Below are 14,311 nucleotides of genomic sequence, written 5' to 3'. Positions count from 1 at the left end.
GATGCTCGCGCTCCTCGCCGCCAGCCTGTTGCTCGGCAAGGCCGAACCCTCGACGCCGCTCCCGGTCCATAGCGGCGGCCGCACCGTCACAGCGGCGGACGGGAGCCGCAGTTTCGGGTGGCCCGGTGTCTATTTCGAGGCACGCTTCCGGGGCCCCGCGGTCCGCGTACGGTTCGACGCACCCGCCGACCATCTGCGCCTGTCGATCGACGGCAAGGAGCATCGCGTGTTCCGCGCGCCAGGGGCCGTGGACGTCACCATCGACGGCCTTGCGCCGGGCGAGCATGTCGCGCGGCTGGAGAAGTTGACCGAGAGCCAGTCCGGGTCGAGCCGTTTCATGGCCTTCGAGGCCCCGGGCGGCACGCCGCTCCCGCCACAACCGCGTAGGCGCCAGATCGAATTCATCGGCGACAGCTTCACCGTCGGCTACGGAAACACCTCCCCCGGCGTCACTTGCACCCCGCAACAGGTGCACGCGCTGACCGATACCAGCCAGGCGTTCGGGCCGCTGGTCGCGTCGGCAGTCGGCGCGGATTACCGGATCCACGCCTATTCGGGCTACGGGATGGTCCGCAATTACGACGGCAATGTGCAGGGCCAGAGCCTGCCCTTGCTCTACCCCCGCGCCATTCCCGGCGACGCGGGGCCGCTCGCAACGGCGGACCCGGCCTGGAAGCCGGGGGTGATCGCAATCGGCCTGGGCGGCAACGACTTCTCCACCCCGGTCAAGCCGGGCGAAGCGTGGCGCGACGCGGATGCGCTGCGCACCGCCTATCGCGACCGCTATGTTGCGTTCATTGCCGAGCTGGCTGCACGCCAGCCGCAAGCACGCTTCCTGCTGCTGACGTCGGACTTGTTCCACGCCGAGGTCACCGCCGTCGTCGCGCGGCTCGACCCGGGCCTGCGCGCCCGCGTGCGGACGCTGCGCATCACCGGCTTCGAGCTCACCGGTTGCCAGTGGCACCCCTCGCTCGCCGATCACCGGCTGGCGGCGAAGCTGATCGGCGAGGCGCTGGCGACCGACTGAGGCGGCTCAGCGCGGGCAGCTCCCCGGGGTGGCACGATGGCGGATCGCCTTGCCCCCGGCCTTGCCGGTGAGCTTGCCGCTCTCCACCACCGCGGTGCCGTTGACGATCAGTGTCCGCACCCCTTCGGCCGTCAGCGCAGGCTCCAGATAGGTGGCGCGCGGGCGATAGGTCTTCGGATCGAACACCACGATATCGGCGAAATAGCCCTTCTTGAGATACCCGCGCCGGTCGAGCTTGTAGAAGTCCGCGGTGCGGCCTGTGCTCGAATTGATGAAGGTCGCGAGATCGATCGTCTTCTCGGCGACGACGTACTTTGCGTATTTCGTCGGGAAGGTGCCGTACATGCGCGGATGCCCCGACGATCCGTCCGATCCGGTCATCACCCACGGCTGCTGCATCAGCAACTTGATGTCCGGTTCGATCATGTTGAACGAGACGATCGGCGATCCGCGGCCCTGATCGGCAAGGATGATGCGCACCGCGGCCTCGACCGGGTCGATCTTCCACTCCGCGGCGACCACGTCCAACCGCTTGCCCGCCCAAGGCTGGGTCGTGCCGTGCAACAACACCGCATTGGGACCACCGCGGCGGACCAGATTGGGCGCCATCTCGGCGACGATCCGCGCGCGATCAGCGGGGGTTTCGAGCCGCTTGACCAGCGCCGCCGCGCCGCCGTCCTGCGCCCAGCGCGGGACCAGCGAGGCGACCAGGCTCGAGCCCGATGCCTCATAGGGATATTGGTCGGCGGTGACGTTCTGCCCCCTGGCGCGTGCGGCCTCGACCGCGGCGACGATCTCGCCCGCCTTGCCGTGCACGTCCGCGCCCAGCGCCTTGATGTGTGCGAAATGCACGGGGAGTCCGGCGGCGCGACCGATCTCGATCGCCTCGGCGACCGAGTTCATCAGGCCGATCGAATAGGAGGATTCGTCGCGCTGGTGGGTGTCGTAGATGCCGCCGCGCTTCGCCGCCTCACCCGCAAGCGCGATCACTTCGGGCGTCTTCGAGAAGCTCTGCGGCGCGTAGAACAGGCCCGACGAAAGGCCGAACGCACCCTCGCACATGCCCTGCGCGGTCAGTGCCTTCATCTGATCGAGCTCGGCGGGTGTCGGCTCGCGATCGTCGTTCTTGAGCACCTTCACCCGCACCGCGCCGAAGCCGACGAACGTTGCGACATTGAGACCGACGCCGCTGTTGTCGACGTGATCGAGCAGCCCCTTCGCCGTGCCAGGCCCCTGGCCATAGCCGTCGACGCCCGAGAAGATCGTGGTCACGCCCTGCATCAGCCAAGGCTCGACCAGCCGCTCCTGCGGGGTCTTGCCCCAGATGAATGCGTCCGCATGGGTATGCGGGTCGATGAAGCCGGGGGCGACCACCATTCCCTTGGCATCGATCACCTTCGCGCCGGGATAGCGCTTCCCCGCGCCCGGCCCCACGGCGACGATCGCATCGCCGATGACGACGACATCACCGGTGACGGGCTTGGTGGAGCTGCCGTCATAGAGGGTGCCGCCGGCGATCACGGTCGCCTGGGGCGCGGGCGCGGGGGCCGCCATGGCACCGGGAAGCATGGCCATGGCGGAGAGGAGAAGGGCTTTGCGCATGATCAGTTCGTCCGGCTGAAGTGGAGCGTGACGCGCGGGATTTCGAGCGTGAAGCCGCGCGCATCGTCGTCGGGGGTCAGCGTCAGCATCTCGTTCTTGAAGCTGCCGTCCGGCGTGCGCTTGAGCGTCTTCGCCGGTGCACGCCCGCCATCGGCCTGTGCGACGACGACCTCGAGCGCGTCGCCCTTCAGTGCCAGCCAGTAGGTGCCGGCGAGATTGGCGTTGCGATAGGAACCGTTGATCGCGCTGCCGTCCGCGCTCGGCTCGCCGATCGCGGGCAGGCCCTCGTTGAGCGCAGCGATCACCTTGTCCGCCTGTGGCGCCGGATCGACCACGCCATTGTTGCAGAGCAGGGCGACGCCCATGCGCTTCTCGCGCAGATGGCCATAGAGCGTCTTGAACCCCACCGCGCCGCCGGTGTGGTGGAACCAATGATTGCCGATCAGCAGCGCATTGCCATAGGCGATGCCGCGCCCGGTACGCATGGCGGGCGCGCCGTTGAGGAACTTGCCGGGCTCGGCCATCCATTTGCTGATCTGCGGGGTCCACACCTTGTGGCCGCTGTCGATGTCCTGGTCCCATTTGGCGAGGTCGTTCACCGTGGTGATGAGCCCGCCCGATCCGCCGAACAGCGGATATTCGTCGGCGTCGGTGATCTTGCCGTCCTTGGCGACATAGCCCCTGGCGACATCCGCATCGGTGGTGCGGCCGCCCAGCAGCATCAGGCTGCGCGTCATGCCAAGCGGCTTCAGCACCTTGGCGTTGACATAAGTCTCGAAGGGCTGGCCCGAGACGCGCTCGACGATCTCAGACAACAGCAGATAGCCGCCATTGGTATAGTCATACTGCGTGCCGGGTTCGAACTTGGCGTCCTGCTGCCGGTACACCGCCGCCAGCGCCTGTTTGCGCGTCGGCGCCGAGATGCGATCATAGCCCTCGAGCGCGAGCAGCGAGAGCGAATCGCGCACCCCGCCGGTCATGTTGAGCAGCATCTGCACCGTGACCTTGTCGGCATAGGGTGCAAGCTCGGGAATGTATTTGCGCACGCTGTCGGTCAGCTTCACCTTGCCCGCCGCAACCTGCTGGAGCAGCGCGACGGCGGTGAATTGCTTCGACACCGACGCCGCATAGAATTGCGTGTCGCTCCCGATCGCGCGGCCTGCGGCCACATCGGCGAGGCCCGCATTGACCAGCTCAGCGGGCTTGCCGTTGCGGAAGATACCGACGGCGCACCCCGGCTGCGCGCCGTCCGCCACGCCAAGCGCAGCACGGATGCGGGCGGGCGCAGCCGGGTCGGCGGCGCTTGCCGGCCATGCCGCAAGCGCCGCCAGGGGAAGCATCATCACTCCGATTTTCATTGTCCCTCTCCCCAATTTCATGCCGCTCAGAAGTTCAGGCGGACGCCGCCAATGAACTGACGGCCGATCGTATCGAACAGGCCACGTGTGGTGCCATAGCCGCCCGCACCGGTGATCGGCGGATCGGTGTCGAGCACATTCTGCACCGCCGCGAACAGCGCGACCTTGCTCCCCTCACCCTTGGGTTTGAACAGCGTCACTTCGCCCGACAGGTCGAAATAGACGCGGCCCTTCACCGTCAGCTTGTCGAGATCCTTCGCGGTCAGCGTCCGGTCGATATAGCCGCCGCCGACATAGCGCGCAGTTCCACTGAAGCGAAAATCCTCCGCAATATAGCTGGCGTTGAAATTCGCCTTCCAGCGCGGGTTGCCGCCCAGCGCGGCCACCGTCGACTGCGCCATGCTGTTGTCGAGCCGGGTCTTGCTGATGCCGTCGTCCAGTTCGGTCTTGATCAGATAGTTGACCAATGTCTGGAGGGTAATGCGGTCAGCCCCGACCGGCAGCGAATATTGCAGCTCCACGTCCACGCCGCGCGTCATCGCGCTGGCGAGATTCACCGGCCCGCTGAACACGCTGGCGATACGCCCGTCGCTGCCACGGGTGATGAACGCGCAGGCCGCCGTATTGACGGTGAAGCACTGCTGCACCGTCGCCGCCGGCGTGATCTGGATGATCGCGTCCTTGATCTGGATGTCATAGTAATCGACCGACAGACGCAGCCCCGGAATCGCGGTCGGCGTCAGCACCATGCCACCCGTGAAGGTATCGGCAATCTCGGGCTTCAGGTTTGGATTGCCGGCCGTCAGCGCCGTGATGAGATAGCTCTGCCCGAGGAAACGCGGATCGAAATCGGTGACGTTGAGGTTGGAGCTGCCGCTGCGCTGGAACAGTTCGGCCAGCGATGGTGCACGGATGTCGCGCGACCGCGTGGCACGGAAGCGGATCGAATCGCTGAGTGAATAGTCGAGCCCGGCCTTCCACGTCTCGACCGTGCCCGAGGTGCTGTAGTCGGTGATGCGACCGGCAAGGTCGAGGCTCAGCCGCTTGCCGAGCGACGAATCCTTGAGCAGCGGCACCATCAGTTCGCCGAACAGCTCCTTGACATGCACCTGCCCCGAATAGGGCAGGCTGGGGGCACCGAAGGCACCGGCCTGCGAGCGGACGTCATAGTCGACCGCCAGATCCTGATCGCGATATTCGGCGCCGATCGCGAACGCGACCGGTCCCGCCCAGGTCGAGAAGGGTTTGCCGCGCACCGTCGCGGCAATCGTGTTCTGGCGGATGTCGCTGATGAAGGTGGTGAAGCCGTTCACATAGAGCAGCGCCGGATCGTTCGGATTGACGATGCCAAGGATATTGAGCGGCACGCAGCCATTGCCCGGATTGGCGATCGTCGAACGGCAGATCGGGTCGACGATACCCGGCGTGCGGGGATCATCGATCGCGTCGAGCGCGAGCGTATAGTTGCCGGTGACGCGGACGTTGCGGCCGAAATTCTCGGTATAGTTGCGGCCATAGCCATAATAGGCGTCGACCTTCCACCCCGGCGCAAACTCGCCGCTGAGGCCCACCGCGGTCTGGAACGTGTCCGTGTCAAAGGTCGTGCGGACGCGCGAATGGTCGAGATTGTTCTTGCCGACCGTGATCGTCGCGACGTTGTTGTTGACCATCGTCTGGCGCAGCGCCGCCGGCAGGAACACATAGTCGGAACGCAGCGAATACTGGAAGCTGGACGGGATATTGTCCTGCTCCGAATTGAACTTGTGGTAGGAAACTTCCGCAAACAGCTCGAAATTGCTGCCCACCTCCCAGGTCAGGCGCCCGAAGCCGCTATAGCGGGTGATCGGGGTCGCCCCGACCTGTTCGCCCACGCCGTTGAGGCCGTCGCCGCCGAGCATCGATCCCGAGCTGACCTGGGTGCCGAAATTATAGGGGATCGCCTGCCCGCCGTTCGAGAACTGGATGCCCTTCAGATAGCTCGGCAGGTTGACGATGTTGGTGATCGCCGCGCCATTGCCCGGCGTGAAGGTCGCGCCCGAGATCACCCCGGCATAGGTCACGTTGCTGCTGCGAACGCCGCATTCGGTGACGAAGAAGCGCGGCTGCTCGGGCGTACCGAGGCCGCCATTGCCCGCGTTCGGGTTGGTGAGCAGGCCCGGGCCGCATGCGCTCCAGTCGCGGTCGAACAGGCGATTGATGCCATTATTGTCGGAGAACTCGCCGCCGACGACGAGGTGAAGCCGCTCAGTCACCTTGGTGCCCGCCGCGACCGAGGCGAGGATCTGGCGATAATCCCCTTCTTCCGCCGCGCCGCCCTGAAGCGTCGCGCGCACCCCCTGCATCTTCGAATTGATGCGCAGGTTGACGACGCCCGCCACTGCGTCCGCGCCATAGGCGGCCGATGCACCGCCGGTGACGATGTCGACGCGGTCGATCAGCGCCTGGGGGATATTGTTGATGCTGACCGCGCCGGTCGGGTTGGTCGGCACGTAGCGGCGGCCGTCGAGCAGCACCATCGTGCGCGCATAGCCAAGCCCGCGCAGGTCGAGGAAGTTGCCGCCGGTCTGAGTGTTGCCGCCCGCATTCACCGCGCTGGTCGGGGTGAGCGAGGGGCGGACGGCCGGCATCTGGTTGATGACGTCGGCGATGGTCGGCGCCGCGACGCGCTCGATCGCATCCATGCCGATGACGGTGACCGGCGTCGGCGTGTCGAAGCCGCTGCGCTCGACCAGCGATCCGGTGATAACGATATCCTGCGGCTCATCGGCCGGTTCGGCGGGATCGGTCTGCGCGAAGACGGGCGAAGCGGCAGCCGTGAAGACGCTGGCAAGAAGCAGAAGGCGCGCGCGCCGCGCGACGCTCCTCTGGATGCGGTGCGTGGCAAGCGTCATGTTCTGTCCCCCGATTATGTCGCGACGCAACATCCCTGTGATATGTGCCACAAATCTAGAACAAATCTTTCGCGCCGCTATAGCCCCAGGTTATGGCGGATTTCCGCGGACCGCGCGGGTCTCTGTCCATGCGTAAACGGGCGCGCGCGACCCATGTCGCGGCGCAACAAAAAACCCAGCAATCGCGCGGCCTTACCGGCCCCAGAATTCCGGTTCCGGCGGGTACATCAATCCCTGCTCACCCATCCGGATGCCGCCCGGACGGTCCTCGGCAAGCCAGAGCGGCCCGTCGAGATCGGCACAATCGGCCTGCACCGCGACGCGGAACGCCGCGGCGATCGCGAGCGAGGTCGAGATCATGCAGCCGACCATCACGCCAAAACCGCGCGCTCGCGCGCCGGCCAGCAGGTCGAGCGCCTCGGTCAGGCCACCGGTCTTGTCGAGCTTGATGTTGACCATCTGATAGCGCGACACGAGCCGGTCGAGATCGGCGGTGACGTGACAGGATTCGTCGGCACAGGTCGGGACGAGGCCCCGAAACCCTTCGAGCGCGGCATCCTCCGCGGCGGGCAAAGGCTGCTCGAGGAACTCGACCTCGAGCTCGGCAAGCATCGGCTGGAGCGCCTCGACCTGAGCCATCGTCCATGCCTCATTGGCATCGACCACCAGCCGCGACCCCGGCACTTCGGGCCGGATCGCACGCAGGCACGCCTCGGGCTCGTTGCCGTCGACCTTCACCTTGACGATCGCCGCGCCGCGGATCTTCCGCGCCGCCGCCGCCATCGCCTCGGGTGTGTCGATGCCCAGCGTCAGCGCAGTATGAACGGGACGGATCGCCACCGGCGGGACTGCCGTGCCGCGCTTCAGATCCAGATCCCACAGCGCGCAATCGACCGCGTTGCGCGCCGATCCGGGCGCCATCAGCGCGCGCAGCTCGTCACGGCTCGCTCCGTCCGCAATCGCGGCCTGCGCTGCGCGAAGCTGCTCGGTCACGCTTTCGACGCTCTCGCCGTAACGCGCCGTCACCGACCCCTCGCCGCAGCCGATCACACCGTCCTGAGCGATCGACACGACCGCAAGATCGATGGCGGTCCGCGCCCCGCGCGAGATGCGGAACGGCGTGTGCAGCGCGCGCTGCTCGATCCCCGCGGTTACAGTTCGAAGCATTGGCCGAGCCGGTCGATGATCCGCCCGACGCCGTGCCGGACGGGATCGGAGCAAGGGAGACCCAGCGCGTCCTCGGCCGCCTTGCACGCCGCAACCGCCGCCGCATCGTCCAGCCCCTGGGTGTTGAGCGCGATGCCCACCGCGATCACATCGGGGCTGGTCAGGCGCGCTGCCTCAAGATTGCGGTCGAGGCAGAGCTTCAGGTCGGGCACCGGATGCGTCTTCATGTGACGCATGATCGTGCGGCCCGCTTCGTGACACATCACCAGCGCGTCGGCCTGCGCGCCGTGCAGCAGACCCAGCGACACGCCCGCATAGGAGGGATGGAACAGCGACCCCTGTCCCTCGATCACATCCCAACCGCCATCCTCGCGCGCGGGCGAAAGCTGTTCGACCGACCCCGAGATGAAGTCTGCGACCACCGCGTCCACCGGCATGCCCGAACCCGCGATCAGAATGCCGGTCTGGCCGGTTCCGCGGAAGTCGGCGGCGATGCCGCGGGCCCGCATCTCACGCTCCAGCGCCAGCGTCGTGTACATCTTGCCCACCGAACAGTCGGTGCCGACCGTGAGCAGGCGCTTGCCCGCACGCGGCGCGCCGTTGCCGACCTTCAGCTCCTTCGGCGGCTCGCGCACGTCCCACAAGGTCCGGCCAAGCTCGGCGGCGCGCGCGGCAATCTCGGGCTGGTCGGACAGACGCTCGTGCAGCCCGCTGGCGATATCGAGCCCGGCTTCCATCGCCGCGATCACATCGGCGACCGTGGCGGGCGCCATCACGCCACCGGCATTGGCGACGCCGATCACCATTGTCTGCGCACCTGAAGCGACCGCTTCGGCAAAGCCCATATCGGGCACGCCCAGGTCGATCGGCGAGCCGGGCGAGCGCACCTGACCCACCGCCCATTCGGGCCGCCACACCGCGATGCCGCGCGCCGTCTTGGCGGAAATCGGATCGGTCGCCTGGGCGATGTACAGCAGATAGGGCGGCTTGCTCATAAGTGATTGGGTTCCCCGAAAGATGATCGGGTTGAACGGGAAAGCGCCGGTTTCGCCAATAGAAAATTCGGGGCCGGGCCATAGCCCCGGGCTATGCCGTTCGGTCAGATTCGATCACGCGACAGAAGCCGGCGGCCTTGCCTGACGCGAAGCCTTTCGTTCTACTGTGCAGGACTGAAACGGGCGGGGCGGAAGACAGAATTGATCGACACTTCTTCAGCAGCGCGCAGGATCGGCAACGCGCGATGAACTTCCGCCAGATCGAGATCTTCCACGCCGTCTACACCAACGGTTCGGTCAGCGCGGCTGCGAACGCGCTCAACATTTCGCAGCCTTCAGTCAGCAATATCCTGAAGCACACCGAATCCGTGATCGGCTTTCCGCTGTTCAACCGGGTGAAGGGACGGCTGGTGCCGACCGCCGACGCCCATGCGCTGTTCGGTGAGGTCGCAGAGATCCAGGACCGCGTCCATGCGCTCAAGAAGGCGGGCAACAATCTGCGTCACGGCCGGGTCGGCACGCTGCGCGTCGCAGCGCTGCCTGCACTCGGCCTCGAAGTCCTGCCCGAGGCGGCCGCCGAATTCCTCCAGAAGCACAGCGACGTCACCTTCGAGCTGGAAGTCGTCCACCATCAGGAGATCGTCCGCGCGCTGTACGAGCGCGAGACCGACATCGCGATCGGCAATCAGGTACCGCCGCATTCCCCCGTCTCAAGCCGCCCGATCGGCGAGGGCGAACTGGTCATCCTCTATCGCGAAGCCGATTTCCCCGACATGCCTGCCCGGCTTCCGCTGAGCTGGCTCGAGGGCCGCCCGTTCATCGGCTCGCGCCCCTCCAGCCCCTTCGGACAATTGCTCTATACCGAGCTGGAGCGCGCCGGGGTCGAACCGCACGAGATCAGCTCGGCGCGGACCTTCTACCTGTCCGCCGCGATGGTGCGGGCGGGCGCGGGGGTCACGATCACCGACAATTTCACCGCCAACGCGCTGGCAGGCAACGGCATCGCCTTCCGCCCGATCCAGCCGCCGATCACCTTCGGACTGCATGTCATGCATCTCGAAAGCAAACCGCCCTCGATGCTGGCCAGCGCCTTTATCGATCTGCTGGGCAGCAAGATCGAACGATTATAGCCCCGGCCTATGGATGGCGTCGTGCATCATATGATGTGCCCGGCGTTCCGCTGGCTACCCTCAACCCTGACATGAAAGTGCCCAACGAGATGACGACACGCACAGCCACGAACGGGCGCGGCGCATGAAGCTGGTGCACGCATGGTTCGCGACCGCGTTGTGGAAGCGCGTCGTCGCGGGGATGGTGCTGGGCCTGTTGCTCGCGCTGATCTGGCCCGCTGCAGCGCCCAAGGTCGCGATCCTCGGCGAACTGTTCGTCCGGCTGATCCGGATGCTGGTCGTGCCGATCGTCTTCATCAGCATCGCGTCGGGCATCACCGCCTTGGGCGATACCCGGAAGCTGGGGTCGGTGGGACTGCGCACCGTCGGCCTGTTCGCGCTGACGACCCTGACGGCAATCGCGATCGGCATGACGGTGGGCATGCTGCTGGAGCCGGGCACCGGCGCCAATGTCGGCGGGGCGGCTCCGCGCGAGCTGGGCGCCGCCAAGACGGTCTACGAACAGCTGGTCGGGATCATCCCGCTCAACATCCTTCAGGCGATGGTCGAGGGCGATATGCTCGCGATCCTGTTCGCCGCCACCCTGCTCGGCGCAGGCGTGATCGCCGCGGGCGACGCGGGCAAGCCGGTCGCAGGCTTCCTCCAGTCGCTATCGGCGGTGCTGTTCCAGGTCATCCGCATCGTGATGGAGGTGACGCCGTTCGGCGTATTCGCGCTGATCGCTGGCGCGGTAGCGGCCAATGGCCTGACCGTGTTCACCCATATCGGCCTGCTCGCCGCGGCGGTGGCGATCGCCTCGCTGCTCCAGATCCTGCTCGTCCACGCCCCGCTGATCCGCTGGGGCGCGGGCATGTCCGTACCGCGCTTCTTCCGCAGCATCGCCGACGCGCTCGCGGTTGCCTTCTCGACCGCCTCCTCCTCTGCGACGCTTCCGGTGGCGCTGCGTGTCGCGTGCGACCGGCTGAAGATCGACCGCGCCATCGCCTCCACCACGCTGCCCCTCGGCGCCAGCATCGGCAAGGATGGAACGGCCATGTATGTCGGGCTGCTCAGCGTCTTCGCCCTGCAGGCGTTCGGCGTGCAGATCGATGCGGGCGTCTTTCTGACCCTGCTCTTCGTCGGTGCGCTCACCGCGTTCGGCACGGCACCGATCCCCTCGGCATCCTTGTTCATGCTGACCGCGGTGCTGCCGACCGTCGGGGTGACGCCCGAGCAGACCGCCTTGCTGGTCGGCTTCATCCTGCCGTTCGACCGGCTGCTCGACATGACCCGCACCGTCCCCAGCGCCTGCGCCAACCTGACCGTCTGCACGATCGTCGCGCGGACCGAGGGAGCGATCGGGAACGGACCAGAACCTGTCGCTCAACCCAGCACAACCTGACGGAGAATGCCCATGCCACGCCGCCTTGCTGCCCTGTTCCATACAGGAACCGCTCTCGGGCTAGCGGCGCTGGCTATGGCTCCCGCCGCCGGACAGGAACGCGCCGACCTGCTGATCCGGGGCGGCACCATCTACACCGGCTCGGCCGAGCCGTTCACGGGCGAGATCGCGATCCGCGGCGACCGGATCGTCTATGTCGGCCCCAAGGCGCCGGTGCACGCGGCGCGGACGATCGAGGCCAAGGGACTGGTCGTCGCGCCGGGCTTCATCGACCCGCACGCGCATGTCGAGGGGATGATTCAGGCCGATGATCCGGCGCGACGGCTGGTGCTCCCCTTCCTGATGCAGGGGGTGACGACCACCTTTGTCGGCAATGACGGCGGCGGCGGAACCGATGTCGCGAAGACGCTGAGCACGCGGCCGGGCACCGTCGGGATCAACTTCGCCACCTATGTCGGCTTCGGACCCGTCCGCCAGCAGGTGGTCGGCGAGGCTGCACGCGCCGCCACCCCCGCCGAAATCGAAGCGATGCAGCGCATCGTCGCGAGCGCGATGTGCAACGGCGCGATGGGACTGTCGGCCGGTCTCTTCTACGCGCCGCAGAGCTTCGCCGCGACCGACGAGGTGATCGCGCTCGCCCGCGAAGCCGGCAAGCGCGGCGGTTTCTACGACACCCATCTGCGCAACGAAGCCAGCTTCGACGACGGGCTGATCAAGGCGATCGACGAAGCGCTGCGCATCGGCCGCGAGGGCGCCGTGCCGGTCCATATCGCGCACCTCAAGCTGACTGGCGAGAAGCTGCCCGAGCTCGGCGCAGCAGTGATCGCGCGGATCGAACAGGCACAGGCGGCGGGGCAGATCGTCCATGCCGACCAATATCCCTGGGCAGCGTCATCGACCGCATTGTCCGCCCTGATCATGCCGCGCTGGGCACAGGACGGCGGACGCCAGGCGATGCTGGCACGCTTCGGCGAGCCGGAGACGCTGGCGCGGATCCGCACAGAGATGGGTGAGAATCTGCGCCGCCGCCGTGGCCCCGACGCGGTACTGATCACCTCCGGTGCCGCGCGCGGCAAGACGCTCGCCGATATCGCGAAGACGCGCAGCATCGATCCGGTCGATGCCGCGATCGACCTGTTACGCGCCGAGGAGGTCCGTGTCGTCTCGTTCAGCCAGGACGAGACGATGGTCGAGGCGATCATGCGCCGCCCCTGGGTAATGACCGGGTCGGACGCCTCGGACGGGCATCCGCGCATGTACGGCTCCTATGCCCGCAAATACGCGCATTATGTGAAGGGGCGCGGCGTGATCTCGCTGCGCGATTTCATCGAACGCAGTTCGACGCTCGCGGCGGACCGGTTCGGGCTGGAGGGCCGCGGACACCTCCGCGCAGGCGCATTCGCCGACATCGTGATGTTCGATCCGGCGCGCTACGCGGCGCGCGCCGACTATGTGCAGCCTGCGCTGTTCGCGAAGGGTGTCGAGACGGTGATCGTCAACGGCGTGGTCGCGATCGAGGATGGCGCGCCGACCGGTGCGGCGGCGGGGCGTGCCCTCCCGCGCACCCCGCCGCCGAGCGCCTGCCCGCGCTAGCCGGCGTCAGGGTACCGACGGCTCGGGCGGCGTAGTGTAGCGGGGATCGTTCGACGGCAGCGGCAGGCGGCTGGAGACCGGCGGGAGCTTGCCTCCGCCGATCGCGCGAACGATCGCGTCCATCCGCGCCAGCGGCTTCACCTCGCCCCGGTTGCACAGCATTGCGACGGCGATGTTCCTGCCCGGCAGCACCGCAAACATGTTGCCGAAGCCGAGCTGGGTGCCGCTGTGATAGACCCAGTCGGCGCCCACCTGCAGCCCGGCGGCATAGCGCGCGCCAATCCCCGGCCGGACGATCTCCAGCCCATCGGCATAGCGGCCAGGCGTGGTCATGAAGCGCGCGATTTCGGGCGTCCACACCTTGTGGCCGATGGTGATGTCATAGTGGTATTTCGCGAACTCACGGACCGAGATCATCATCCCGCCCGCGCCGCCATAGAGCGGATAATTGTCGCGCTCGGCAAAGCCGCCCCCGGTCTGCGTATAGCCGTGCGCGCGCACCGTATCGGGGATACGCGCATCGTCCATCACCACCGTCCGGGTCATCCCCATCGGCTTCAGGATCGAGCGGGTGACATAGGCGGCGAAGCGCTCCCCGCTGGCGCGCGACACGATCTCCGACAGCAGGAAGTAGCCGCCGTTCGAATAGTCGAAGCGCGAACCCGGCGTGAAACGCGTCCGGCGCTCACGCGCGATCACCTTGCGCGCGTCGGCCCGCTTGGCATCGGCGACATTGGCGTAACCCGCGGCGGCGGTGAGTACATTGATATTGGGGATGCCCGCGGTGTGATAGGCCAGCATCGCAACGGTGATCGGCTTGTCGACATAGTTGAGCTCGGGGATCCATTTGCGGACGTCGTCGTCCATCGAGACCTTGCCCGCCTGCACAAGCTGCGCGATCGCGAGCATCGTGAACTGCTTCGAGATCGAAGCGGCGTAGAACAAGGTGTCGGGGTCGATCGGGCGCTTGGTGCGCAGATCCGCCGAACCCGCGACGACATAGGTTTCCGCGCCGTCGCGGAACACGCCGACCGCGCACCCCGGGGCCGCCAGCCCCTTGGCATCGGCGATGATCGGCTGGATCGCCGCAATGTCGCTCGCCTGATCGGCTTGAGCCGGGGCGGCGGCCACCGCCATCAGCCCGATCCATGCTGCACGTCTCTTCAT

Annotated in this window: 10 protein-coding genes; 4 read left to right on the top strand and 6 right to left on the bottom strand. The window is 66.9% G+C overall.

Annotated features, from left to right (window positions below; translation table 11 throughout):
* The first annotated feature begins 1 nt into the window (after position 1).
* Positions 2–1,027, top strand: a complete 1,026-nt coding sequence (locus tag AC07TU_RS05320; RefSeq protein WP_495186895.1) for an SGNH/GDSL hydrolase family protein — start codon at positions 2–4, stop codon at positions 1,025–1,027.
* A 6-nt stretch (positions 1,028–1,033) separates the two neighbouring features.
* On the opposite strand, the gene AC07TU_RS05315 is transcribed toward AC07TU_RS05320, so the two are convergent.
* The 5 genes from AC07TU_RS05315 to dgcN form a co-directional block, all read right to left on the bottom strand.
* Complete coding sequence (locus AC07TU_RS05315; protein ID WP_495186852.1) at positions 1,034–2,629, bottom strand: N-acyl-D-amino-acid deacylase family protein; 1,596 nt, start codon at positions 2,627–2,629, stop codon at positions 1,034–1,036.
* A 2-nt stretch (positions 2,630–2,631) separates the two neighbouring features.
* Complete coding sequence (locus AC07TU_RS05310; RefSeq protein WP_495186851.1) at positions 2,632–3,972, bottom strand: serine hydrolase domain-containing protein; 1,341 nt, start codon at positions 3,970–3,972, stop codon at positions 2,632–2,634.
* A 41-nt stretch (positions 3,973–4,013) separates the two neighbouring features.
* Positions 4,014–6,878: a TonB-dependent receptor plug domain-containing protein gene (locus tag AC07TU_RS05305; RefSeq protein ID WP_495186850.1), complete on the bottom strand. Its 2,865-nt coding sequence runs from the start codon at positions 6,876–6,878 to the stop codon at positions 4,014–4,016.
* 192 nt (positions 6,879–7,070) lie between these two features.
* Positions 7,071–8,045, bottom strand: coding sequence for an N-acetyl-D-Glu racemase DgcA (gene dgcA, locus AC07TU_RS05300; protein ID WP_495186849.1), 975 nt, complete (start codon positions 8,043–8,045; stop codon positions 7,071–7,073).
* Positions 8,030–9,040 carry an N-acetyltransferase DgcN gene (gene dgcN, locus AC07TU_RS05295; protein WP_495186848.1) on the bottom strand — a complete coding sequence of 337 codons (1,011 nt, stop codon included), beginning with the start codon at positions 9,038–9,040 and terminating at the stop codon, positions 8,030–8,032. Before dgcN ends, dgcA begins: the two co-directional genes overlap by 16 nt.
* Positions 9,041–9,285: 245 nt before the next feature.
* Between dgcN and AC07TU_RS05290 the strand changes: the two genes are divergently transcribed.
* The 3 genes from AC07TU_RS05290 to AC07TU_RS05280 all read left to right on the top strand — a co-directional run bounded on the left by AC07TU_RS05290 (position 9,286) and on the right by AC07TU_RS05280 (position 13,144).
* Positions 9,286–10,170, top strand: a complete 885-nt coding sequence (locus tag AC07TU_RS05290; protein ID WP_495186847.1) for a LysR family transcriptional regulator — start codon at positions 9,286–9,288, stop codon at positions 10,168–10,170.
* A gap of 124 nt (positions 10,171–10,294) precedes the next feature.
* Positions 10,295–11,551, top strand: coding sequence for a dicarboxylate/amino acid:cation symporter (locus AC07TU_RS05285; protein WP_495186846.1), 1,257 nt, complete (start codon positions 10,295–10,297; stop codon positions 11,549–11,551).
* Between the two features lie 75 nt (positions 11,552–11,626).
* Entirely contained in the window at positions 11,627–13,144 is a 1,518-nt protein-coding gene (locus AC07TU_RS05280; RefSeq protein WP_495186845.1) for an N-acyl-D-amino-acid deacylase family protein, read from the top strand.
* 6 nt (positions 13,145–13,150) lie between these two features.
* Here AC07TU_RS05280 and AC07TU_RS05275 read toward each other — a convergent pair whose 3' ends face one another.
* A complete protein-coding gene (locus AC07TU_RS05275) occupies positions 13,151–14,311 on the bottom strand; it encodes a serine hydrolase domain-containing protein (protein WP_495186844.1) in 1,161 nt (386 codons plus the stop codon).

The organism is Sphingomonas sp. GW821-FHT03E12 (assembly GCF_059420685.1).
Note: the sequence above shows the minus strand (reverse complement) of the source record. Positions and strands in the feature narration are given on the sequence as shown.

What these genes read in the sequence shown, in the direction of transcription:
- AC07TU_RS05320 (WP_495186895.1), top strand. Translation starts at nt 2, where the DNA reads ATGCTCGCGCTCCTCGCCGCCAGCCTGTTGCTCGGCAAGGCCGAACCC.
- AC07TU_RS05315 (WP_495186852.1), bottom strand. Translation starts at nt 2,629, where the DNA reads ATGCGCAAAGCCCTTCTCCTCTCCGCCATGGCCATGCTTCCCGGTGCC.
- AC07TU_RS05310 (WP_495186851.1), bottom strand. Translation starts at nt 3,972, where the DNA reads ATGATGCTTCCCCTGGCGGCGCTTGCGGCATGGCCGGCAAGCGCCGCC.
- AC07TU_RS05305 (WP_495186850.1), bottom strand. Translation starts at nt 6,878, where the DNA reads ATGACGCTTGCCACGCACCGCATCCAGAGGAGCGTCGCGCGGCGCGCG.
- dgcA (WP_495186849.1), bottom strand. Translation starts at nt 8,045, where the DNA reads ATGCTTCGAACTGTAACCGCGGGGATCGAGCAGCGCGCGCTGCACACG.
- dgcN (WP_495186848.1), bottom strand. Translation starts at nt 9,040, where the DNA reads ATGAGCAAGCCGCCCTATCTGCTGTACATCGCCCAGGCGACCGATCCG.
- AC07TU_RS05290 (WP_495186847.1), top strand. Translation starts at nt 9,286, where the DNA reads ATGAACTTCCGCCAGATCGAGATCTTCCACGCCGTCTACACCAACGGT.
- AC07TU_RS05285 (WP_495186846.1), top strand. Translation starts at nt 10,295, where the DNA reads ATGAAGCTGGTGCACGCATGGTTCGCGACCGCGTTGTGGAAGCGCGTC.
- AC07TU_RS05280 (WP_495186845.1), top strand. Translation starts at nt 11,627, where the DNA reads ATGGCTCCCGCCGCCGGACAGGAACGCGCCGACCTGCTGATCCGGGGC.
- AC07TU_RS05275 (WP_495186844.1), bottom strand. Translation starts at nt 14,311, where the DNA reads ATGAAGAGACGTGCAGCATGGATCGGGCTGATGGCGGTGGCCGCCGCC.